This is a genomic window from Candidatus Roizmanbacteria bacterium CG_4_9_14_0_2_um_filter_38_17 (genome assembly GCA_002788855.1).
Classification (GTDB): domain Bacteria; phylum Patescibacteriota; class Microgenomatia.
The window spans coordinates 44,539-66,404 of record PFSB01000013.1; the positions used below are offsets into that span (position 1 = coordinate 44,539).

The 21,866-nt window shown below is 37.6% G+C and carries 23 protein-coding genes and 2 tRNA genes; 18 read left to right on the forward strand and 7 right to left on the reverse strand.

Features of this window, described 5'->3' with window-relative positions:
- Positions 1–25: 25 nt before the first annotated feature.
- The gene (locus CO050_02820) at positions 26–661 is read right to left on the reverse strand and encodes a hypothetical protein (GenBank protein ID PJC31495.1); all 636 of its coding nucleotides are present in this window, start codon (positions 659–661) and stop codon (positions 26–28) included.
- A gap of 73 nt (positions 662–734) precedes the next feature.
- Here CO050_02820 and purK point away from each other — a divergent pair, with 73 nt between their 5' ends.
- Genes purK through CO050_02835 form a run of 3 tightly spaced genes read left to right on the forward strand, consistent with a single transcriptional unit; the run spans position 735 to position 3,360 of the window.
- Entirely contained in the window at positions 735–1,865 is a 1,131-nt protein-coding gene (gene purK / locus CO050_02825) for a 5-(carboxyamino)imidazole ribonucleotide synthase (protein ID PJC31496.1), read from the forward strand.
- A gap of 6 nt (positions 1,866–1,871) precedes the next feature.
- On the forward strand, positions 1,872–2,390 hold the full coding sequence (purE, locus tag CO050_02830) for a 5-(carboxyamino)imidazole ribonucleotide mutase (protein PJC31497.1): 519 nt from the start codon (positions 1,872–1,874) through the stop codon (positions 2,388–2,390).
- Entirely contained in the window at positions 2,383–3,360 is a 978-nt protein-coding gene (locus tag CO050_02835; protein ID PJC31498.1) for a phosphoribosylaminoimidazolesuccinocarboxamide synthase, read from the forward strand. The genes purE and CO050_02835 overlap by 8 nt, the downstream gene beginning before the upstream one ends.
- Before the next feature lie 31 nt (positions 3,361–3,391).
- On the opposite strand, the gene CO050_02840 is transcribed toward CO050_02835, so the two are convergent.
- A complete protein-coding gene (locus CO050_02840) occupies positions 3,392–4,498 on the reverse strand; it encodes a hypothetical protein (protein PJC31499.1) in 1,107 nt (368 codons plus the stop codon).
- A 62-nt stretch (positions 4,499–4,560) separates the two neighbouring features.
- Between CO050_02840 and rplS the strand changes: the two genes are divergently transcribed.
- The gene (gene rplS, locus CO050_02845; protein PJC31500.1) at positions 4,561–4,995 is read left to right on the forward strand and encodes a 50S ribosomal protein L19; all 435 of its coding nucleotides are present in this window, start codon (positions 4,561–4,563) and stop codon (positions 4,993–4,995) included.
- Between the two features lie 6 nt (positions 4,996–5,001).
- Here the strand turns inward: rplS and CO050_02850 are convergent, their stop codons facing one another.
- Complete coding sequence (locus CO050_02850; GenBank protein ID PJC31560.1) at positions 5,002–5,439, reverse strand: peptidylprolyl isomerase; 438 nt, start codon at positions 5,437–5,439, stop codon at positions 5,002–5,004.
- Positions 5,440–5,545: 106 nt separating this feature from the next.
- Here CO050_02850 and CO050_02855 point away from each other — a divergent pair, with 106 nt between their 5' ends.
- The 5 genes from CO050_02855 (at position 5,546) to CO050_02875 (ending at position 8,165) form a co-directional block, all read left to right on the forward strand.
- Positions 5,546–6,514, forward strand: a complete 969-nt coding sequence (locus CO050_02855) for a class 1 fructose-bisphosphatase (GenBank protein PJC31501.1) — start codon at positions 5,546–5,548, stop codon at positions 6,512–6,514.
- 2 nt (positions 6,515–6,516) lie between these two features.
- Complete coding sequence (locus tag CO050_02860) at positions 6,517–7,509, forward strand: fructose-bisphosphate aldolase class I (GenBank protein PJC31561.1); 993 nt, start codon at positions 6,517–6,519, stop codon at positions 7,507–7,509.
- Positions 7,510–7,623: 114 nt separating this feature from the next.
- Complete coding sequence (locus tag CO050_02865) at positions 7,624–7,878, forward strand: endonuclease (protein PJC31502.1); 255 nt, start codon at positions 7,624–7,626, stop codon at positions 7,876–7,878.
- Between the two features lie 7 nt (positions 7,879–7,885).
- A tRNA-Lys gene (locus CO050_02870) sits at positions 7,886–7,960 on the forward strand.
- A gap of 131 nt (positions 7,961–8,091) precedes the next feature.
- Positions 8,092–8,165 (forward strand) — tRNA-Glu (locus CO050_02875).
- Positions 8,166–8,172: 7 nt separating this feature from the next.
- On the opposite strand, the gene CO050_02880 is transcribed toward CO050_02875, so the two are convergent.
- The 4 genes from CO050_02880 to CO050_02895 form a co-directional block, all read right to left on the reverse strand.
- Complete coding sequence (locus tag CO050_02880; GenBank protein ID PJC31503.1) at positions 8,173–8,856, reverse strand: hypothetical protein; 684 nt, start codon at positions 8,854–8,856, stop codon at positions 8,173–8,175.
- Between the two features lie 91 nt (positions 8,857–8,947).
- Positions 8,948–9,736, reverse strand: a complete 789-nt coding sequence (locus tag CO050_02885; protein PJC31504.1) for a hypothetical protein — start codon at positions 9,734–9,736, stop codon at positions 8,948–8,950.
- A gap of 1 nt (position 9,737) precedes the next feature.
- A complete protein-coding gene (locus tag CO050_02890) occupies positions 9,738–10,670 on the reverse strand; it encodes a hypothetical protein (GenBank protein ID PJC31505.1) in 933 nt (310 codons plus the stop codon).
- 232 nt (positions 10,671–10,902) lie between these two features.
- Positions 10,903–11,379 (reverse strand): hypothetical protein, encoded by a 477-nt coding sequence (locus CO050_02895; protein ID PJC31506.1) that lies wholly within the window; start codon positions 11,377–11,379, stop codon positions 10,903–10,905.
- A gap of 2 nt (positions 11,380–11,381) precedes the next feature.
- On the opposite strand from CO050_02895, the gene CO050_02900 reads away from it, so the two are divergent.
- From CO050_02900 to pgk, 9 genes are all read left to right on the forward strand, one after another.
- Positions 11,382–11,759, forward strand: coding sequence for a metallopeptidase (locus CO050_02900; protein ID PJC31507.1), 378 nt, complete (start codon positions 11,382–11,384; stop codon positions 11,757–11,759).
- Entirely contained in the window at positions 11,756–12,442 is a 687-nt protein-coding gene (locus CO050_02905) for a hypothetical protein (GenBank protein PJC31508.1), read from the forward strand. The genes CO050_02900 and CO050_02905 overlap by 4 nt, the downstream gene beginning before the upstream one ends.
- 16 nt (positions 12,443–12,458) lie before the next feature.
- Positions 12,459–13,877: a phosphomannomutase gene (locus CO050_02910; protein ID PJC31509.1), complete on the forward strand. Its 1,419-nt coding sequence runs from the start codon at positions 12,459–12,461 to the stop codon at positions 13,875–13,877.
- Positions 13,877–14,908: a hypothetical protein gene (locus CO050_02915; protein ID PJC31510.1), complete on the forward strand. Its 1,032-nt coding sequence runs from the start codon at positions 13,877–13,879 to the stop codon at positions 14,906–14,908. Before CO050_02910 ends, CO050_02915 begins: the two co-directional genes overlap by 1 nt.
- A gap of 171 nt (positions 14,909–15,079) precedes the next feature.
- Positions 15,080–15,382 carry a hypothetical protein gene (locus CO050_02920; protein ID PJC31511.1) on the forward strand — a complete coding sequence of 101 codons (303 nt, stop codon included), beginning with the start codon at positions 15,080–15,082 and terminating at the stop codon, positions 15,380–15,382.
- Between the two features lie 149 nt (positions 15,383–15,531).
- Positions 15,532–17,859 carry a phosphoenolpyruvate synthase gene (locus tag CO050_02925; protein PJC31512.1) on the forward strand — a complete coding sequence of 776 codons (2,328 nt, stop codon included), beginning with the start codon at positions 15,532–15,534 and terminating at the stop codon, positions 17,857–17,859.
- Between the two features lie 36 nt (positions 17,860–17,895).
- Positions 17,896–19,659: an acetate--CoA ligase gene (locus CO050_02930; GenBank protein ID PJC31513.1), complete on the forward strand. Its 1,764-nt coding sequence runs from the start codon at positions 17,896–17,898 to the stop codon at positions 19,657–19,659.
- Positions 19,660–19,704: 45 nt separating this feature from the next.
- Complete coding sequence (gene gap, locus CO050_02935; GenBank protein PJC31514.1) at positions 19,705–20,700, forward strand: type I glyceraldehyde-3-phosphate dehydrogenase; 996 nt, start codon at positions 19,705–19,707, stop codon at positions 20,698–20,700.
- Complete coding sequence (pgk, locus tag CO050_02940) at positions 20,697–21,863, forward strand: phosphoglycerate kinase (GenBank protein PJC31515.1); 1,167 nt, start codon at positions 20,697–20,699, stop codon at positions 21,861–21,863. Before gap ends, pgk begins: the two co-directional genes overlap by 4 nt.
- Positions 21,864–21,866 lie beyond the last annotated feature (3 nt).

Sequence of the window (21,866 nt, forward strand, 5' to 3'; positions counted from 1 at the left end):
GTGTCAAACGTCCAACGTTTGACACTTATTGTGTGAATTCTTTTAGGCTTCCGATGGTGTTGAAGTTGTGTTTGATAAATTCCATATTTAGTAATTTATTATCCTTTAAATCTATGTATACGGGCCATGAAGACCATATATATTTGTGTAGATTTTCCTTTTCAATTAACTCGGCAACTAATGGATTAAGATGAATGTATCTAATTAATTGAATTAGTTGCTCATCTGTTAGAACAATGACTGACTTTGCATTGCTTTCGAATACAGATCCCTTGAAATCATGTTTAGTATTTAGGTACTTTGAGTAACTTGTTAGCAGTCTGTGAATGTATTCTGATATGCCATCGTCTCTAAGCTGTTTAAGTACTAAGTGAAAATGGTTTGGCATTTCAACATATGCTAGAATATCAACTGGCGCAGATTTATATTTGTTGTTATGTTCGTATTTCTCCATTATTTCCTCTTCTGTACGACCTAATTTTTTACCCCGGTTTACTTCGCGTATAAATAAACTATATGAATAGTCGTAGGTCTTACACCAGAATAAAAGTTTCTCCCAGCGTTGATAGTCAGCATTGTTCATATATATTAGTGATTTGCGCACTCCACGACTGTATATGTGATAGATCTGATCAGTTATAAATTCATTTTTATGTTGCATATTAATTAAAACATTATCATTAAATGTGTCAAACGTCCAGCGTTTGACACTATATATTGTTATAATGTAGCTGATGTTTGGTAATAGAATAGGTATTGTGGGTGGGGGACAATTAGGGAGGATGCTGGGATTTGCTGCTAAGAAAATGGGGTTTTATGTTATGGTAACTGATCCAACTCCCAATAGCCCTGCGGGGCAGGTAGTAGATCATCAGATAGTTGCGAATTATCAGGACGAGAAAGCTATTAGAGAGTTAGGAGAAAACTCGGATTTTCTTACTTTTGAGATAGAGCTAGCAAATGCAGAAATATTAAAAGAGCTATCAGATAAAGGTTTACAGATTAATCCATCTGCAAAAACATTGGGTATTATAAAAGATAAGCTGGAGCAGAAAAAATTTCTACAAAAAGCAAAAGTACCAACAGCTAAGTTTATGGAAGTTAAATCTCGGGAAGATATTATTAAGGCAGGAGCGAAATTTGGTTATCCACTGATGCTGAAAGCTAGATTTGATGCCTATGATGGAAGAGGCAACGCAGTTATAAAAACAAAGGAAAATATTAATCAAGCTCTGATAAAACTTGATGGTCGCAGATTATATGTGGAGGCCTGGGTGAAGTTTGAGAAAGAGTTGGCTGTAATGGTAGCAAGATCAACTAGTGGTGATATAAAATCATTCCCTGTTGTAGAAACTCTGCATAAGAATAATATTTGTCACTTAGTGTTTGCACCTGCGCAAGTGAAGGGAAAAATAATAAAAAACGCCCAGAAACTGGCTAAAAATGTTATGAAAAGTTTAGGAGGAGCTGGAGTGTTTGGGATAGAGATGTTTTTGACAGATAAAGGGCAAGTGCTAATTAATGAATTAGCTCCCAGAGTTCATAACTCGGGTCACTATACTATGGAAGGATGTGCGACTTCCCAGTTTGAGCAGCATATTAGAGCAATTACAGGAATGCCCTTGGGAGATACTAAACTTATTCATCCAGCTGTAGTAATGATAAACATTCTTGGTGAAAGAGAAGGCATTGCCCAACCCGATGGGCTGCATATGGTTCATAAGTTACCTGGTACCTCTGTGCATATATATGGAAAACTTGAGACAAGACCTGAGCGGAAAATGGGCCACATTACGGTAGTTGCAGATGATATAAATACTGCACATAAACTAGCACTAAAAGCTCGTAAATTTGTTAAAATATAAGAAATAATGAAAAGTAAAAAAACTTGCTTAATAGGAATAATTATGGGAAGTGATTCAGATCTTCTCGTAATGAGAGAGGCAGCACTTGTGCTAGAAGAGTTGGGAGTAGGGTATGAGTTAACTATAGTCTCTGCGCATAGAACACCAAGTAGAATGACTGAGTATGCCGCAGGTGCTGCAAAGCGCAATATAAAAGTAATAATTGCTGGAGCTGGAGGAGCGGCACACTTACCTGGAATGACTGCTGCCATAACTACACTACCAGTAATAGGGGTTCCTATTAAGACAAGTACACTGAACGGTATTGATTCACTATATTCAATTGTGCAAATGCCAAAAGGTATACCGGTTGCAACAGTTGCAATCAATGGGGCAAAGAATGCGGGTATTTTAGCGGCACAAATTATTGCAACTGGAGATAAAAAACTACATAATTTGATTGGGAAATTTAGAAAAGCCCAAGAGGATGAAGTTCTTGTAAAAGCAGAAAGACTAGAGAGGGTAGGGTTTAAGGAGTATGAGTAAAATACAAGATTCGATTCCGAATATTTTAGAAACAGTAAATATTAAAGGTGTGGGTAGCAAACATTCTGGTAAAGTTCGGGACTTTTATATATTAGGAGATAGGCGTATTTTGATTACAACAGATCGCCAGTCTGCATTTAACTATAACTTAGGATTAGTGCCATACAAGGGAGCGGTATTAAATCAGCTGTCTAAGTTTTGGTTTGATAGATCGCAGAATATTATTCCTAACCACATGATAGCAATTCCGGACCCTAATGTGATGATCGCTAAAAACTGTAAACCCATACCTATCGAGATGGTTGTTAGGGGATATATGAGTGGAGTGACCATTACCTCTATTTGGCATTCTTATCAAAAGGGTGAGAGAAATATTTATGGGATAGACTTTCCAAATGGTTTAAATAAGAATGAAAAACTTTCTAAACCAATGCTTACGCCTACAACTCATCCTGATCCCGAGAGTGGTAGCCACGATGATGAGAGACTAACTAGAGCTGAGATACTAGACAAGCAAATTATACCTACAGAGCAGTATCTCCAGATGGAGAAGGTGGCCTTAGAATTATTTAAGCTTGGTTCGGATGTATGTAAAAAAAGTGGATTAATACTAGTAGATACTAAATATGAGTTTGGAATCTATGAAGACAAGTTAATTCAGATTGATGAGATGCATACGCCTGATTCTTCGCGCTTCTGGATTGCAGATACTTATGAGGAGCGAATTAGTAAAGGCGAGGAACCAGATAACTTTGACAAGGAATTCTTAAGGCTCTATTACACCACTAAACTTGGTTATAAGGGAACAGGAGAGCCACAACAAATGCCAGAAGAGCTAACTATAGACTTGGCACAGAGATATATAGATGTGTACGAGAAGCAAACAGGTGAAAAATTTGAACTATTTGACTACCCAATAGAAGATAGAATTAGAGAAAATGTAGCTAAGTATTTAGCTAATAATCCTTAGGTGTCAACTCAACCCACTCCAGGAGTGGGTTTTAGGGAGTGTAGATTATATTTTTTGGTTCGATGATAACCTGCTTTTTGCCCTTTTTTACGTATCCCATATTAAGAAGATTAATTTTATGTTTTTTACAGATACGACTCATTCTGGTTTCTACATCTGTTGGTGCAAAGATAACAAACCCTAATCCCATGTTCCAGGTCTCATAAGCTTCCTCTTCTGACATATTTTCTAGCGCCTGCATATAAGCTAATACGCGAGGCTTTTTTGGCAGCTTGTTTATTAAGTAGGTGTAGCTCTTTTTATTGCGCATGACTTTTCTGAATGCACTACCGGAAATATTGCTCATGTAGTGAATATCTACTCCTGATTTCAGCATCTCTAGAACTGGTTTTACGTAGATTTGAGTTGGTTTTAGCAGCTCTTCTCCAAGCGTCTTATTGCCGAACCTAGTAAAGTATCCTTGAGGCAGTTTCTCAACTATACGCCTTGCGAGAGATAAGCCATTTGTATGAATTCCACTAGCTGTTAGTGCATAGATTCTATCTCCAGATTTCAGTTTTTTACCAAAAATTGCTGCTGATTTAGGCTTAATCATACCAATGGCAGAACCAGTGATACTGGATGTCTTAGGCGATATTATATCTGTCAAAGTAGGTGATTCACCACTGGGAATAGCTATTCCTGCCTCCATGCAGCCTTTACGTAATCCTTTGAATAATCCAGAAATGAATTCCTTGTCAGTGAATTTTTTATAATTACCCGCTGCTATTTCATCAGATAAGGCGATTGGTGTTGCACCTAGGCAGATCATGTCATTCATATTGGAAGCAATAAGATCTATTCCTAGTCCTTGATACAGTGTTGAAATTCGACCTTTGAATTTTCTCTTATCAGAGCGTATATCCTGAGCCATGTTATCTGCAATAAGACTTTTGGTGCCGATACCGTCTGTTTTAAAAGCGAGATAGAAGTCGTAATCTTTAAAATCCAATAATGCTGCGGGCTCCCCCAGACTTTCAGTAACTATATTAATCTTATTTTTTGCTAAATTATGCTGCGTTGCATTGAGAAGATCTATGAATCCTTGCTTAAATGGATCCTTTTTTTCAAAGCCTTCTATGTCTTTGTATCTTGTCATCGCGCTAATATTAAGCTTTTCTCATAGACATGTCAATCCAGTGATGATAAAATCAGTCAATCATGTCAATATTTGCACAGCACAATGATATTCAGTTTGCAGTAGGAGATACCATAAGGGTTAACTATAAAATTATAGAGAGAGTAAAAAAGGTTGGTACTGCAAAAAGAGAAGTAAAGGAAGAAGTTCACGAACGTATTCAACCATTTGAAGGGATCGTGGTAGGAATTAAAGGTGGAAGTGCAACGAAATCGTTTACTATACGCAAAATTGCAAGTTATAATGTTGCAGTTGAGAGAATTATTCCAATTTCTTCACCTTGGTTAAAAAGTATTGAAATTGTAAGCCAAGGTAAAGTAAGAAGAGGGAAGCTAGGGTACCTTCGAACCCGCACGGGAAAATCTGCTACATATATTAAACCAAAAGTTGTTGAAGAAAAGAAAATAGTTAAGAAAGCTAAATCTACAAAAGTTGCTAAAACAGCAAAAAAGAAATAAGGTAAATTATTCTACAGCTAAGAGTTCTACTTCAAAGAGTAATGGTGAGTTTGGAGGAATTGGCCCTTGACCAGTCTCTCCGTATGCAAGATCTGAAGGTATTGTTAGCTTGCGCGTTCCTCCTACTTTCATACCCTGAACCCCTTGATCCCATCCTGGAATTACCTGGCCTACGCCAAGAGTAAAGCTAAATGGAGCTCCTCGATCCAGTGAACTATCAAACTTGGTTCCATTAAGTAGTCTTCCAGTGTAATGTACAGAAATTGTAGCTCCGGAAGTTGCTTCCGCACCACTGCCAACTACAATATCTTCTGCTAGTAATTCTGTAACGACTGCGGTATTGGAGTCATCTGGGCTTGTGGAAACTGGTTGTGATTCAGAGATTGCTTGAGGTACGCTGAGACCAATATCCACCTGTTTGTCTGTATTTGTATTCTTTTTCATTATATATAATCCCCCAATAATAACTACTATGATAATGAGTATTGTTATACGCAAACCAAACTTATCATCATCCATTATTTTGTTATTTTAACACACATAGCTCTAAATGATATGGTATACTTTGTTTTGTAGTATGAACGTACAAACACTTCAGGTTTATTCCAAGGAGAATGATGGCGAACTTTTTCAGGTTATTGAAAGTTTAGCTATGGCTGGCAAAAAAATAGCTAAAGATATAAATAGAGCTGGCTTGATAGATTTGTTAGGTCTAACGGGAGAGGTAAATGTTCAAGGTGAAGAAGTTAAAAAATTAGATGAGTTTTCTAATAAAGTATTTGAAGAAGAGCTAGGCAAATCTGGAGCTGTAGCAGGGTATGCTTCTGAGGAAAACGAGGGTGTTGTGGACTATAGTAATAGTGGGCAATATATAGTAAGTGTTGACCCACTGGATGGATCTTCCAATATTGATGCAAATGTTAGCGTAGGTAGTATATTTTCAGTTTTGAAAAGAATAAGTAGAGATAAGGTTAGTGAGGTTGATTTCTTGCAAAAGGGGAGTGAGCAAGTTATGGCAGGGTATTTCCTATATGGGTCGAGCACAATGCTAGTGTATTCTACAGGTAGTAGGGTAAATGGCTTTACCAAGGACCCGGATACTGGCGATTTTATACTATCACATGAAAACATTAAAACCCCAGAGGAAGGCATTGTATATAGTATTAATGAAAGTTATTCGCTAAATTGGGATAGTAAGTTAACAAAATATATTGAACTTCTGAAAGGTAAGAAATATAAAGCAAGATACATTGGATCTTTGGTTTCGGACTTTCATCGCAATTTATTATATGGAGGAATATACGTATACCCAGCTGATAGTAAAAATGTTGACGGAAAGTTAAGACTTGTTTATGAATGCAATCCTATAGCGTTTGTAGTTACTCAAGCTGGGGGGAGAGCAACTAATGGTGATGAAGATATTTTAGATATAATCCCTACAAAAGTTCATCAAAGAACACCATTTTATGTAGGAAGTAAGGGAGATATTGAATTATGGAAGGAGGTAGATCAAAAGTAAACATGGATAAACAGAAATTAGAAGATATAGCAAAAAAAATAGTAGCAAAGAGTAAAGGAATTTTAGCAGCAGATGAAAGCTCTGGTACCATTAAAAAAAGATTAGATAGCATTAATGTGGAGTCTACTGAAGATAGCCGCAGAAACTACAGACAACTTTTGTTTGAAGCTTCTGGAATTGAGAACTATATTAGCGGTGTGATTCTTTTTGACGAAACAATAAGACAACAAACAGATGCTGGAAAGAAACTGATTGAGATTTTGAGTGATAAAAACATAATCGCTGGTATTAAAGTAGATATGGGGGCAAAAGATTTAGCTTTCTATCCTGGTGAAAAAATAACTGAGGGTTTAACTGGTTTGAGAGAAAGATTAGCTGAATATAGTGAATTGGGAGCTGGTTTTTCCAAATGGAGAGCTGTTATTGAACTGGGAGACGGCATTCCAACCGACGCGTGTATAGATGCTAATACTCATGCACTAGCAAGATATGCAGCTTTATCACAAGAAGCAGGCATAGTTCCCGTTGTGGAACCAGAGGTTCTAATGACTGGAACTCACACAATTGAGGAGCACGCTGAAATAACAAAAAAAACACTACAGATAGTGTTTAAGGAGCTTAATAAGTATAGGGTACATATTCCAGGAATGCTTTTAAAGCCAAATATGATAGCAACTGGCCTTGATGGAGATATACAGTCGACGTCTCAGGAAGTAGCAGAGGCAACTTTAGCAGTCTTTAAGGAAGTTTTACCAGATGAATTACCAGGAATAGTATTTTTATCAGGGGGTTTATCTCCGGATAGTGCAACTGCGCATTTGGCAGCAATTAACTCAAGAGGAGATCAGCCATGGGAATTAAGTTATTCGTTTGGAAGAGCGCTGCAGGGAGAAGCATTAGATGTGTGGCAAGGTAAATCAGAAAATACTGAAGCTGCACAAAAAGCATTAATTGAGAGAGCAAAAAAAGTGTCTCAGGCACGAGACGGTATTTAGGTAGTCTTCTTTTAGAGATAGCTTATTGATTTAGGTGTGGTGCTCTAGTAAAATGAGCTTATGTTTGGGTCGCTAGCTCGTTTGGCAGATCCGCCAGCTGGCGGACTTTAAGCTATGTTCTATGTATACGTTGCTAGAAACATATCTACAGGTAAGAAGTATATTGGTCAAACAATAGATCCTGCCAGTCGTTTAAAAAGGCATAATAAGAGCCTTTCTTCCAAGAAAAGTGGTTACATTTATAAAAACAGGGGACCTTGGGTGATAGTATACGCGGAAATGTATAAATCTAGAATGGAAGCGGTTACAAGAGAGAAGCAGTTAAAGACTTATAGAGGCAGAGAGTTCATTAAACGTGTTATAATTTGAACTCAATGGGTCGCTAGCTCAATGGCAGAGCAGTAGCCTTTTAAGCTATTGGTTCTGGGTTCGAGTCCCAGGCGACCCACAAATATTGGAGTTGTGGGGTCGCTAGCTCGTTTGGCAGATCCGCCAGCTGGCGGACTTTAAGCTATTGATTCTGGGTTTCCGCCGGTCGGCGGACAGGCGAGTTTTAAGGCGACCCACAAAAAATGAGTACATGGCGTGTTCGTCTAGTGGCCTAGGACGCTACCCTTTCAAGGTAGAGACCACGGGTTCGAATCCCGTACACGCCACAGATTCTTATTTTTTGTAGGATTTGTTGTAACAATTTTCAGCTTTTGTAAAGCCAGCTAGCTCTGCTTCTTTCTCTGAACAAAACCAGTTTTCACCCAAATCTAGCTCTACTACAGTGTTATTATATGGTGAGCAACCTGGGAAGTAATATAGCTTTGCACTTGCATTTCTTGAGCTTATATTTCCTTTAATTAAACATCCTTCTCTTGTTGAGGTTTTTTGAGTACATTTTCCGTGAATTCCAAGTTCTTGATCCTTGGCTACGTTCATTATTTGCCTCAACCTTTTAGCTTCGCTGGTATATTCACTATCAACACGAGCATAGCCTTCTTTGACAAGTATCTCGTTTATAAGCTTGCCGTCCTCATAAACCAGTGCTAATTGACGTTGGTTTGAGTCGCGTCTTTGGTCCATTAGTCTTATACGTTTTCCTTCTACTAGTTCCTCAAGTCTTTGTTTAGCTTTATCACCCAAGCATAGTCCTAGGGCTGGGGTGTCTATGTCAGCAAGTCTAACTTTAAGCTGTGTATCAAGCATGAATGTGTCTCCATCTATTACATCCTGCACAAGATAACTAGCTTCAAGTTTTGCCTGGTGTAGCTGGGTATTTAGCAGATAAACTGCTATGTATAAAGGAAGGGTACTTATTCCAAGTAGGATGATAATTTGCTTATATCTTTTATTAAGCATCTCTTTTGTATAGTATATCAAATTAAAGTAAAAATTGATGCGACTCTTCTGGGTAGATTGCTACAAAAAAATGGTGGCTGACCCCATTTCTCTAATTAAACCTATTTAGGCCGAGGTCTTTGCTGATAGTAAAGCTTCGCTTAAAATACCAGATACTTGCTGATAACCAGATTATGTTTAGTACGATGCTAGCTAGAATATAATGAACTGGAACAAAATGACCATTCAGGATTTCTCGCATAGATTCTAGGATGTATGTTGTGGGGATCATCCAGCTGACTGGTTGAATAAATGTAGGTAGCTTATCTACTGGGTAGAATATTGCGCTAAGTGGCAGAAGAAAACCTGGTAAAGTCCAGATTACAGTTTGTACTTTTGGTCCCCAGCGGAGCACTATTCCAGCAGAGATAAATCCGATACTCCAGCCGGTTATGGAAGCAAGTAGGTAAAAAATTGGTAACCACCAACCCAGCACTAAGACATTAACAGTATAAAGAAAAAGAACGGCTGGGATTATGAATGCTAATGTTATGAATGTTTTACCGACTGAGAGCAGGAGGACTGTGATAATCCATTCCAATACCGTAAGTGGGGTAGAGAATATATTTACGAGGTTATTATTCCATATCTCATCCATGAGATTTCGAGATATTTCTGCTTGGGATCGCCAGATTACATTCCAGAGCACCAGACCTAGAAGTATTGCAACAATTAGGTTTTGGGTGCCTGAAGTAGATGATAACCACTGACTTGTTACTCCCCAGAGCACAATATCTACCAATGGCCAATAGATCATGTCTGATAGAAGATCAAAGTCTCTTTTTAGCGGATAAAGGTGTCGAAGAGCTAGTCCTGAGATTCTAGTTAGTGAAATTTTCATGTTAGATACTTTTAGCTAAGAAATAATCCTCTAGTGTTGGCTTATCTATGCTTATCTGGGTATACTGAATTCCAGACTTTGCAAGCTTAGATAGGAATTCAGCGATCTGGGTCTCTTCTAGAGTAATAGCTACCTCACGATTGTCTGATTCAATTTCTAACCCTTGTTCCTTTGAAAAATTAATTGTTCTTTTAAGTCCATCTTTAATAACAAGATGCATTTTGCAAGTGGTAATGGTTTTAGCAAGATTTTCAGGTGTATCAGTAGCTATTATATTGCCTTGCTTTAAGAAGACAACTCTGGCGCAAAGATCAGTTACTTCTTCCATGTTGTGTGAAGTGTAGATTATACTCGTTCTAAATTCTTCCTGTTGCTTCCTAATAAAAAGCCTAACTTGATGAGCTATGTCTGGGTCAAGGGAGGCAGTTGGTTCATCTAGGAGAACTATTTTGGGATGTGGAATAAAAGCTTTTGCCAACATAATACGAGTAATTTGCCCAGCAGATAATTGATTCATGGTTTTGTTTTTTTGATTAAGAACTCCAAAGAACTTGAGGAAGCGTGTAGTGCGGTCATTAAATGTTGCTCCTGTTACTCCAAAAAGCCTGCCATAAACTTTAAGATTTTCCCAAACGGATAATCTCCAGGGGAAGCTAATATATGTACTAGCGAAGGTGACAGACTGGAGAATTTCACTGCGGCTTTGTGCAAAATCCTTGTCAAAATAACTAATTTCCCCACTGGTAGGAGTAAGTACACCTAATAACATTGCAATTGTGGTAGACTTGCCGGCTCCATTTGGTCCAAGCAATCCTAATATCTCACCATCTTGGAGCGAGAAACTAATTTTATTAACTGCACAGAAAGGTTTGCCTTTTTTTTCAGTAGGCTTGTACACTTTTGTCAGATTTTGGACATTAAGTACGTTTTGCATAACAGATAATTATATCATCGGTACCTTGCGTTTGAATAGTAGATAATATCTACGTGGATTTAGGAGAGGCCGTAGATATTAAGGTTGGAGTGTGAAAAAGTAAGCTGTTAGTTTTCTCCGAACCAGATGACTATTTCTCCCGCTGCGGCACCAAAGCCCAGTCCATTTCCTCTGACAAAGCCTGTGTCTAAGGCTCCGTCATCAAGAATTTTATCTATCATGATTATAGAACTTACACTGGAATTGCTCCTGTGCTATCTGATGAGTCTGTGCCTGGAGCATCGTCGTCAAAGACAACTGCACCCTCGAGAATACCGTCACTATCCAGATCATAGCCACCTATCCAGCCGATGTGACCTCCCCAGGTGTGCGCGTCCTGCCACTTTCCTGCATACGGACCATCCCAGCCGGCAACACCTATGTCTGTAGTAAATGGATTAAGCGCTGTTGTTAATCGGTAGTCTGGTGGCCATATTCCTGTATCTATTTGGTACCTCAGAGCCATGTCCCGAATTTCTCTAGCGTGGCTAATTCCTTGAGTTACTCTTCCTCTCTCCATCGCACTAGAGAATACAGCCAGTCCTGCAGCAGCTAGCAGACCAATAATAGCTATTACAACCAATAATTCTATTAGCGTAAACCCTCTATGAATAAATCTAGTCATAACTAAATGATAACAGATTGTTATTTGAATAGCATATAATTGCATCAATGGAACTTGAGGAAGCGGTGGATATTAAGGTTAGACTTGAGAATATTATAAAGACTTTGGCAATCGAGTATATTAATCCGGATAGGATTTTTTGCTTTAGAAGTCATAAGTCCAAAGCAAATGCTAGAGCGAGAATCTGGAGCATGCCGAGAATCTGGCAGATGGCCCTTAAGATCAAATCCTGCTATGTAATAGAGGTTTTATCTGAAAAATTTGACAATATTTCCTATGATGATCAGACAAAAATCCTTATACACGAGTTATTACATATACCTAAAACTTTCTCGGGAGCACTAAGACCTCATAAGGGCAGATATATGACTGTGGGCCATCGTGAAGTTGATAAATTATATAAGCTGTTCAAGAAAAACTTATGATTAGATTTATTCACGGAGATAACCAGTTAGAGTCAAGAAATAGACTTAGTGAGCTGATCCAAGAAGCAGGAAATAAAGAAGTGGTTAAGTTGAGAGAGGTTAATTTAACAACTATAAAACAAGCTCTTGAATCTAGTTCTTTGTTTGCTGAGGAAAGAGTTGTTGTAGTTGAGAATATAATTTCAGGAAGAGTTGATAAAAATGTTTTAGATTATCTAAAGAAAGGCTTGTTTGAAAGTGACCTTTTTATTTGGGAAGGCAAGAAAATGGACGCCAGAAAGTTAGGATGGGTAAAAAAGAAGGGAAGGTTAGAAGAATATAGTTACCCAAAAGTGTTATTCAAGCTGGTGGAGGTAGTCGGGGCTGTTAGTAAAGGCGAAGTACTTGAGCTATTTAATGAAACGACTAGTCGAATGCCTGTTGAGCTTGTGTATTTTATGTTAGTTAGGCAGCTAAGGTTATTATTGCTAATTTCTCATAATGGGGTTGATGCAGCTATTAAGGAAACAGCAAGTCTACAGAGCTGGATGATAGGTAAGTTTAAAGCTCAGGCAAGTTCGATAGGGCAAGAGAGATTAAAAAAACTATATAAGCAAATTTTATATATTGACTACCAGCAGAAAAGTGGTCAAGCAAATTTAAGCTTAAAGCAAACACTTGACATCTGGCTCTCGCAATTGTAATATTTTCATACATCATATGAAAGTACCAGATAACATCTTTCGTGGATACGATATCCGTGGACTTGCGAATACTGAACTTACCAATGAGAATGTTGTGGCAATTGCCCAAGGCTATGCAACTTATCTGATTGGTAGAAGAATTTACGATACTATTCTTGGAAGAGACTGCAGACTATCTAGTCCCAGGATACATGAAATCGTCGTTAGAGAGCTAATAGAGTCAGGAATAACAGTTTATGATATTGGAATGACTATTTCCCAGATGACATACTGGGCTAGCTATTATTTCCGAAGCAAGGGTCTAATGATGATTACCGCTTCCCACAATCCAAAAGAGTACAACGGCTTTAAGCTAGGAACTGGTTTTTCAGAGACCATGGTTACGGAGGAAATAATTGCTTTTAAAGATATTGTACAAAAAGGAAAATTTAAGAAGCTAGATAAAAAAGGTGAACATATAGAGAAAGATGTGTTCAAGGAGTATATGGAGGATTTATTTAGAAGAGTTCCACCGCATACAATTGGTAAATTTAAAGTAGTCGTGGATTCCTTAAGTGGTAGCACAGGGCCATTTTTACCTGAGATACTCCGGATGGCAGGGTGTGTGGTGGTAGAGAAAAATACAGTGCCAGATGGAAATTTTCCAACAGGAACACCAGATCCTACTGAAAGTGAGCATTTGGAAAGATTAGCTAAGGATGTTGTTAAAGAAGGAGCAGATTTGGGTTTTTCATATGATACAGATGGTGACCGAGTAGGGATAGTGGATAATAAGGGTAACCTGTTGTGGAATGATACATTGGTATCTATCTTCGCTCGTGATGTTTTGGAGTTTATGCCAGGGTCATCAATAGTGTTTAATACGCTTTGCTCAAAACAAGTTTCAGAAGTGATCGTATCTGATGGTGGAAAGCCGGTGATCTGGATGACAGGACATTCGTTTATTAAGGCAAAGGTAAGAGAAATTGGGGCGCCATTTGGTGGTGAGCTATCTGGTCACTTTTTCTTTATGGATAACTTCTATGGACACGATGATGGAGCGATTGCATCTTTAAGAATATTGGCGTATTTGACTAGGAGAGAGAAATCGTTAGCGGAGGTTGTAGCTGAATTACCCCAGTATATCTCAAGTCCTGAGATTAAGTTGGGTTTGGCTGATAACATTAAATTTAAGCTAATAGAGAACGAAATCCAACAAGATATTAGGAAGCTCTATCCGGATGCAGAATATGTTACTATTGATGGAGTGCGAATGGATACTGAAGATCGGATGCTTATTATTCGCGCATCCCAGAATGGACCATACATAACTATAAAGTTTGAGGCTAAACACCAGGAAGATTATGACCAAATGAAGACACAAATTGAAACAATGTTAAAGAAATATGACCAAATAAAGTTTGATGAGGGTGTAAACATTCACGCATTTATGTAATGAATCTAGAAGAAAGAATAATAAAATACGATAAAGGGAATTCATTTGGATCACTAAAGGAGTTGCCAGACCAGTTTACTCAAACTTGGGAAGATATTCAAAGCTTAGATTATGGAGATAAATATAGAGATATAGATAATATTGTAATTGCAGGAATGGGAGGATCTGCCTATTGTTTTTATGTTGTCCAGTCTCTTTTTGGAAATCAGCTAAAGGTTCCTCTTATTTTATCCAACGACTATGGACTACCTAACTTCGTAAATGAGCGCTCACTGGTAATTGCTTCATCTTACTCTGGATCTACCGAGGAGACAGTAAGTGGTGCACAGGAAGCTTTAAAAAGAAAAGCAAAACTTACTTTTATTTCAAGTGGTGGCCAGCTTAAAAATATATCTTCGACTAATAATTTAACAGGATATTTCTTTGATCCTAAACATAATCCAGCTGGGCAACCTCGAATGGGTCAGGGATATATGCTCCTAGGCACAATTGGTATTTTATATAAAATGGGACTAATACAAGTAAATGATAAGGATATTAAAGACAGCATTCAGGGACTAAGAGAAAGTATGGCAGACTTATCTAAGCAAGCGACGGCTTTAGTAGATATGTTTAGACAGCAATATCTTCTTTACATTGGAGCAGAGCACTTAAGTGGCAATATACACATTATGAGAAACCAAACGAATGAAACAGCAAAACAATTTGCAATGTATGCTCTGATTCCAGAACTTAACCATCACCTTATGGAAGGACTGTTGTATCCAGAGAAAAATAAGCCATATTTTGTATTTTTTAACTCACAACATTATTCAGAGAGAATTAAAAAGCGTTTTTTGCTTACTGATGAAGTTGTAAAAAAGAATAACGCCAGTACTGTGAGTATATCAGTAGGAGGTGAATCGAAGATAGCTGAATTTATGAGAATGCTTGCATTTGGTGGATATCTGACTTTCTACCAAGCTATGGATTATGGTCTAGATCCGGCTAAAATTCCCTGGGTAGACTACTTCAAAGAAAAACTTGCTTGAGGTCTTTGCCTCTTGATCTTACTTAACCCTGTTATAGTGGATACATGACACATTCTCCAGCTGATTGATCTTAGTTTAGGAGGAGTTCACCATAGTTGGGAGGAAGATGATCAGAAGTATCCTCATGGAAATATCTTAGACATAGATCCTGAACATAATAGGATTGAATTTTTGCGTAGACTACCCAAAGTTCTTAATAATGGTGAAGAGGGGAAAGTAGTACAGCTTCTTAGTACAAATTATTATTGTATGAGTAAGTATGTAGTAAATAACCACTTCGAAAATAAATATACCAATACAGATGATAGTTTCCATCATTTGTTTGTTAAATTGGGCAAAGTTGATGTGCAGACGGTAGGAGGTAAAGTTACTGTTAGTGCTGGTCATTCTTATTTTATACCAGCTGCAGCTGGTAGCTATTCACTTGATTGCGGAGGAAAGTTGTCGGAAGTAATCGTTTCCTATATTAATTAACGTAACCATAAAATAGATTAAGTATGACTTTGGAGCTTGATTGAAAGGTTTTTGTAAGGTTAAGCCTTACTTGAAGCCTTACTTGAGTTTTATCAACACACCCTAGTTCCCTCTTGATCTTACTTACTTAACCCTGTTATAGTGGATACATGGCACATTCTCCATATGTTGTTTGGTTTGATGAAGTAGATAAAGGAGACATTAATTCTGTAGGTGGAAAAGGAGCTAACTTAGGCGAAATGACCAAAGCGGGTATTCCTGTTCCCACAGGTTTTATAGTTACCGCACAGGCATATTTTAAGTTTATCAAAGATGCAGGGATTAAAGAGGAGATAACTCACGAGTTAAAAAAGATTAACATCAATAACTCAAAAATCTTACAAAGTGGAGCAAAAAAAATAAGAGATATTATTAAAAAGGCAGACATACCAGAGGAAATAGTAAAGGATATATTTACTCATTACCACAAACTTCCTAAGCATCTAGGAAAGCGCAAGCTAACATTTAAAAGACTGGCAAAACAGTTGAAAGAGCCATTAGTAGCAGTAAGATCATCAGCCACGGCTGAAGACTTACCAGGAGCCTCATTTGCTGGTCAGCAAGAAACTTTTCTTAATGTGCAAGGAGACGCTAACCTAATATACACAGTAAGAAAAGCTTGGGCTTCTTTATTCACGGCTCGTGCCATTTTTTATAGAGAGGAAAAAAAGTTTGACCATATGAAAGTAGGTATTGCTTTACCTGTGCAAAAAATGATCGAGTCTAAGACTTCTGGAATTATGTTTACTCTTGACCCTATTACTAATAATAAAGAGCACGTTGTGATTGAGGCAATATATGGCTTGGGCGAGTTAATCGTGCAGGGAGCAGTTACTCCAGATCACTATATTATAAATAAAACTAACTTAGACATTATTGCTAAACACCTTGGAATACAAGAAGAAAAAATGGTTTTGAAAGGAAATAATAATGTTATTCAAAAATTAAAGAGTAGTGAAGGTGGTAAGCAAAAGATAACTGATGCCCAAATTAAAGCCATTGCCAAATATGGTAAAGAGCTGGAAAAGCATTATTATTTTCCTCAGGATGTTGAATGGGCTATTGAAGATGATCTAGTATTTATCTTACAAACCAGACCTGTAACTACATCTGGAGGTAAAAAACAAAAGGATAATTCAACATCTCTAGATGGTCTTAAAGAGTTATTAAGTGGTAGCCCAGCTTCTCCAGGTATTGGCTCGGGTAGAGTTGTAATTATTAAAGAGGCCAGTGAAATTAATAAAGTTAAGTCAGGAGATGTCCTTGTTTCAGAAATGACAGACCCAGACTTTGTTCCTGCAATGAGAAGAGCAAGTGGCGTAATTACAGATAAAGGTGGACGTACATCACATGCTGCAATTGTATCTAGGGAATTAGGAATTCCTGCAGTTGTTGGTACAAAGAATGCAACAAAAGAATTACATAATAACTTAACAGTGACTGTTGACGGGAGCACTGGCAAGGTGTATGAGGGCTCACCAGTAAGAGGAAAGATAGACTTATCTACTAAAGAAGTACGCCCAACTATGAAAATAAAGACAGCTACTCATGTCTACTGTAATCTGGCTACACCAGATAGAGTTGATGAAGTTGCTAACATGAACGTAGATGGAATCGGGCTACTAAGAGCTGAGTTTATGATTGCGAGCATAGGATATCATCCAAAATACTTGATCGAGCAAAAAAAGACAAAGTTATTTATAGATAAAATGACCGAGCAAATAAGCGAGTTTTGTAAACACTTTGGTCCAGATAGACCTGTTGTATATAGAGCTACTGACTTTAAAAGCAATGAATATCATAATCTTAAAGGTGGTAGTTCTTATGAAGCAAAAGAGGAAAACCCAATGTTAGGATTTAGGGGGGCATACAGGTATATATCTGATCCAAAAGTATTTCAACTTGAATTGAAGGTTATTAGAAACCTCAGGGATAAACTAGGGTATAGGAACTTGTGGTTAATGATTCCATTTGTTAGAACAGTTGAAGAATTGAAACTTGTTAAAAGGTTGATACAGGAAGCGGGTCTACATAGATCTGGATCCTTTAAGCTATGGATGATGGTAGAACTACCTTCAAATGTAATACTTATTGAAGATTTTATAGAGGCAGGAATTGATGGTGTATCGATTGGTTCCAATGATTTAACTCAACTAACCCTTGGTGTCGATCGTGATTCAGAAAAAGTAAGCAAGGAGTTTAATGAGCTAAACGGTGCAGTACTTTGGTCAATAGAGAGAGTTATTAAAGCTGCAGCAAAACACAAAATTACAGCTTCAATTTGCGGACAAGCAGCTAGTGACTATCCAGATTTAATTGAAAAGTTAGTTGAGTGGGGAACGACGTCTGTTTCAGTTAATCCAGATGCAGTTGACCAAACTAGAGAGCTGATTTATCAATGCGAAAATAGATTAATTTTAAAAAAAAGTAGAAGTTGATTTTTAAGTCTAAACAATGTTACTATTTAATAAATTATGCAGAGTAAAATAATTCCAGTTGTAGACAAAAAGTTAAGTTTCACTCCTAATCTTGTTAACTATGACGCTTCACATTCAAAATTTTCTTATAAAGATTATGAAAATGAACTAGATTGGTTTGATAAAGATCATATAAATGCTGGCTACAACGCAATTGATCGCAATGCATTTGGACCGAGAAAAAACAAAGTAGCCTTATACTGGGAGGGAGCGAACGGTAGTGAAATGCAGTTTACCTTCCTACAGATGTCTTTAGCTTCAAATAGATTTGCCAATATGCTTAAAAGTTTGGGAGTTGACAAGGGAGATCGAGTTTTCTTATTTTTACCAAGGATTCCTGAATTATTCATTTCTTTTATTGGAACGCTAAAAAGAGGAGCCATTGCGGGAACGCTTTTTGCAGCATTTGGACCACAGGCACTACAGGATAGATTGAGTAATAGTGGAGCAAAAGTAGTGATAACTACGCCAGAACTTAAATCAAGAATCGATGGAATCCGAGACAAGCTACCAGAACTTGAGCATGTGATTGTAGTAGATGGGAAAACCCGCAGATCTTTTTGGGAAGAGAAATACATATCAACTAGGAAGTCTGACTCATACTATGATCTATTTACGACAGCTAGTGAAAAATTTGCACCGATGCATACTTCATTGGATGATCCTGCTTTTATGCTTTATACGTCTGGGACCACTGGTAAACCTAAAGGGGTTGTTCATAGACATTATGCAATAGTTCATGAGTATTTAACAGCTAAATGGGTACTTGATCTAAAAGAAGATGATGTCTACTGGTGCACTGCGGATCCTGGTTGGGTTACTGGTATTGCATACGAAAACTTAGGCAACTGGGCTAATGGAGCATCCACACTAATTTATGAGGGTAGATTTAGTCCTGAAAAGTGGTACTCACTAATTGAAGAGTATAAAGTTAATGTTTGGTATACAGCACCAACAGCTATAAGAATGTTAGCTGCGTCAGGAAAAGAGCTAGTAGATAAATATGATCTCTCAAGCCTTCGTCATCTATGTTCTGTTGGCGAGCCACTTAATCCCAAGGCGGTAAACTGGGGAAAAAAGGTGTTCGGGTATCCATTCCATGATAATTTTTGGCAGACTGAAACTGGAGGTATTGTAATCGCTAATTATCCATCTCTGCCAATTAAGCCAGGATCAATGGGTAAGCCAGTTCCAGGGGTATCCGCAAGTGTAGTGGATGATGAAGGAAAACCTGTACCAGTTGGAAAAGAGGGAGCATTAGTGTTGAAACCTGGTTGGGCTTCAATGATGCAAAAAATCTGGAAAAGACCAAAGAAATATGATAGTTACTTTAAAAATGGCTGGTATATTACCGGTGACCGAGCATTTATGGATGAGGATGGTTATTTCTGGTTTGTTGGGCGCGATGACGATGTTATAAAAACAGCGGGAGAGAGAGTCGGACCTTATGAGGTTGAGTCAGCGCTAGTCGAGCATGAAGCTGTTATTGAAGCTGGGGTTATAGGTATACCTGATGAAATGAGAGGGTCAATTATTAAAGCATTTGTTAAACTGAAACCTGGATATAAGGCAAGTGAAAAGTTAAAGGAGGACGTTGCTCAATATGTTAAAAAGCACCTGGCTGGACATGCTTATCCAAGAGAAATAGAATTTGTAGATAAATTGCCAAAGACTAGATCAGGAAAGATTATGAGAAGAGTGCTAAAAGCAAGAGAACTAGGCCAGGAAGTAGGCGATACCTCTACGCTACAAGAATACTAAATATACCCTTGACACTATCTGTATGATGATATATGATTTGATCATATGCTGAGGCTTGGCATTAATGGAGTTGGAAGGATTGGTCGAGCAGTAACACGGCTTGCACTTTTACGGGATGACCTACGGGTAGTTGCCATAAATAGTAAATCATCAGCAGATTCACATGCGTATTTACTTACATATGATTCTGTTCATGGAAGATTATCTAAGCGGGTAACAAGTAGTAAAAATAACATTATTATTGGAAATAAAATTATTAAGTGTTTTAGAGAAAATCAACCAAAGAATATCCCTTGGGGGCAAGAAAAAGTAGATATAGTCATAGAATCTAGCGGTGTTTTTAATGACAAGAATTCGGCGAGTGATCACTTAGGAAATAGTGTTAAAAAGGTTATTATTTCAGCACCATGCAACGATGCAGATAGGACTATAGTTATGGGTGTTAATGAGGAAGATTATGATCCTGATCAAGATCAGGTCATATCAAATGCGTCGTGTACAACTAACGCTCTTGCACCTATATGTAAAGTACTTGAAGAGAGTTTTGGTATTAATAAGGGAATGGCGACCACTATACACGCTGCAACTTCCACTCAATCAGTATTAGACAAATCAAGTAAAAAAGACTTTAGAAAAGGAAGATCAACTATGAATAATATAATTCCCTCAAGTACCGGTGCAGCTAAAGCCTTGGGTCAGGTTTTGCCTAACCTTTCAGGTAAAATTGATGCCATGGCAATGAGAGTGCCAGTTCTTAATGGTTCAGTTGTAGATCTGAAGGTTGAGTTAAAAAAAAATGTAACAAAGGATGAAGTACTATCTGCATTTACTAGCTCCAAAATGATTAATAATGGAATATTAGAGATTAGCTCCTCGCCACTTGTTTCACAGGATATTGTGGGGAACACAGCTTCATGTATAGTTGATAGTGAGTTTGTAAGCGTTATTGGAGGTAATTTAGTTACAGTTCTAGCTTGGTATGATAATGAAATGGGCTACTCAGCAAGGCTTTTAGACCTAGCAGCATACATAACTGCATGATATTAAATTCAATTTATGATGTTGATTTTCGCAATAAAAAAGTTTTTCTGCGAGTCGATTATAACGTCTCCCTAAATTCGGATAATAGTATTAGTAATGACACTAGAATCACTCAGACTTTACCGACCATAAAATATCTGATAGATAAGGGTGCTGGTTTAGTTTTAGCTTCTCACTTGGGAAGACCTGGTGGAAAGGTTGATAAAAGATACAGTATGAGTGCTGTTGCTATTCGTTTAGGTGAGCATTTGGGTAAAAAGATAAGAGTTATTCCAGATTACTGGAAAAGTAAAATAGTAGTTAAGCCAGGCGAAGTGGTTATGCTTGAAAACCTTCGTTTTCACAATGGAGAAGAGAGCAATGATCAAAAACTGGCTAAATATATTTCTAGTTTTGTGGATATCTATGTTAATGATGCCTTCGGCTCATCGCATAGAGCGCATATGTCTATAGTTGGAATCGCCAGTCATCTTCCGGCATATGCTGGTTTATTACTTCAGAAAGAAATTACATTAATAGACAAACTTCTGAATAAAAGGAAAGGTTCTTTAACAGTTGTTATTGGTGGAGCTAAAACGCCTGAGAAAATAGGAGTTATAAATAACTTATTAACTAAAGCAGATACAATATTGTTGGGTGGAGCAGTAGCTAATACCTTTTTATCTACGTGGGGAATAAAAACTGGAGTTTCTCTAGTTGACCATGAGATGACAGAAATGGCAAGGCAAATTATGTGGAAAGCCACACAATCAAATGTTAAGTTAATATTACCTGAGGATGTTGTAGTCTCTAATACAAAGCAAACTAGGGAGCCTGTAGAAATATCATATAAAGAAGTGCCAGGTCATTTAGCTATTTATGATATTGGATCTAAAGCAAGAAAAAAATATGCAGATGAAATACTATCTTCTGATTCTGTTATCTGGAATGGGCCAATGGGATTATTTGAAAAACCACAGTTTATAGCAGGAACTAAGTCTGTGATGGATGCAATGGTTAAGTGCAAAGGGACAACTGTTATTGGAGGAGGGGATACTTTGACTGCTCTGCAGGACAAAAAACAACTCAACCATATTACTCATATCTCCACAGGTGGAGGCGCGCTGCTTGAATATCTTGAAAAGGAATCGCTACCAGGGATAGATATTGTTAAAAATTCATAAGTA

Bases quoted from the DNA above. Each gene is read 5' to 3' on its own strand.
- CO050_02905 (PJC31508.1), top strand. From the start codon at position 11,756: ATGATTAGATTTATTCACGGAGATAACCAGTTAGAGTCAAGAAATAGA.
- purE (PJC31497.1), top strand. From the start codon at position 1,872: ATGAAAAGTAAAAAAACTTGCTTAATAGGAATAATTATGGGAAGTGAT.
- gap (PJC31514.1), top strand. From the start codon at position 19,705: ATGCTGAGGCTTGGCATTAATGGAGTTGGAAGGATTGGTCGAGCAGTA.
- rplS (PJC31500.1), top strand. From the start codon at position 4,561: ATGTCAATATTTGCACAGCACAATGATATTCAGTTTGCAGTAGGAGAT.
- CO050_02930 (PJC31513.1), top strand. From the start codon at position 17,896: ATGCAGAGTAAAATAATTCCAGTTGTAGACAAAAAGTTAAGTTTCACT.
- CO050_02900 (PJC31507.1), top strand. From the start codon at position 11,382: ATGGAACTTGAGGAAGCGGTGGATATTAAGGTTAGACTTGAGAATATT.
- CO050_02895 (PJC31506.1), bottom strand. From the start codon at position 11,379: ATGCAATTATATGCTATTCAAATAACAATCTGTTATCATTTAGTTATG.
- CO050_02890 (PJC31505.1), bottom strand. From the start codon at position 10,670: ATGCAAAACGTACTTAATGTCCAAAATCTGACAAAAGTGTACAAGCCT.
- CO050_02915 (PJC31510.1), top strand. From the start codon at position 13,877: ATGAATCTAGAAGAAAGAATAATAAAATACGATAAAGGGAATTCATTT.
- purK (PJC31496.1), top strand. From the start codon at position 735: ATGTTTGGTAATAGAATAGGTATTGTGGGTGGGGGACAATTAGGGAGG.
- CO050_02855 (PJC31501.1), top strand. From the start codon at position 5,546: ATGATATGGTATACTTTGTTTTGTAGTATGAACGTACAAACACTTCAG.
- CO050_02820 (PJC31495.1), bottom strand. From the start codon at position 661: ATGCAACATAAAAATGAATTTATAACTGATCAGATCTATCACATATAC.
- CO050_02835 (PJC31498.1), top strand. From the start codon at position 2,383: ATGAGTAAAATACAAGATTCGATTCCGAATATTTTAGAAACAGTAAAT.
- CO050_02880 (PJC31503.1), bottom strand. From the start codon at position 8,856: ATGCTTAATAAAAGATATAAGCAAATTATCATCCTACTTGGAATAAGT.
- CO050_02885 (PJC31504.1), bottom strand. From the start codon at position 9,736: ATGAAAATTTCACTAACTAGAATCTCAGGACTAGCTCTTCGACACCTT.
- CO050_02925 (PJC31512.1), top strand. From the start codon at position 15,532: ATGGCACATTCTCCATATGTTGTTTGGTTTGATGAAGTAGATAAAGGA.
- CO050_02865 (PJC31502.1), top strand. From the start codon at position 7,624: ATGTTCTATGTATACGTTGCTAGAAACATATCTACAGGTAAGAAGTAT.
- pgk (PJC31515.1), top strand. From the start codon at position 20,697: ATGATATTAAATTCAATTTATGATGTTGATTTTCGCAATAAAAAAGTT.
- CO050_02850 (PJC31560.1), bottom strand. From the start codon at position 5,439: ATGAAAAAGAATACAAATACAGACAAACAGGTGGATATTGGTCTCAGC.
- CO050_02840 (PJC31499.1), bottom strand. From the start codon at position 4,498: ATGACAAGATACAAAGACATAGAAGGCTTTGAAAAAAAGGATCCATTT.
- CO050_02860 (PJC31561.1), top strand. From the start codon at position 6,517: ATGGATAAACAGAAATTAGAAGATATAGCAAAAAAAATAGTAGCAAAG.
- CO050_02910 (PJC31509.1), top strand. From the start codon at position 12,459: ATGAAAGTACCAGATAACATCTTTCGTGGATACGATATCCGTGGACTT.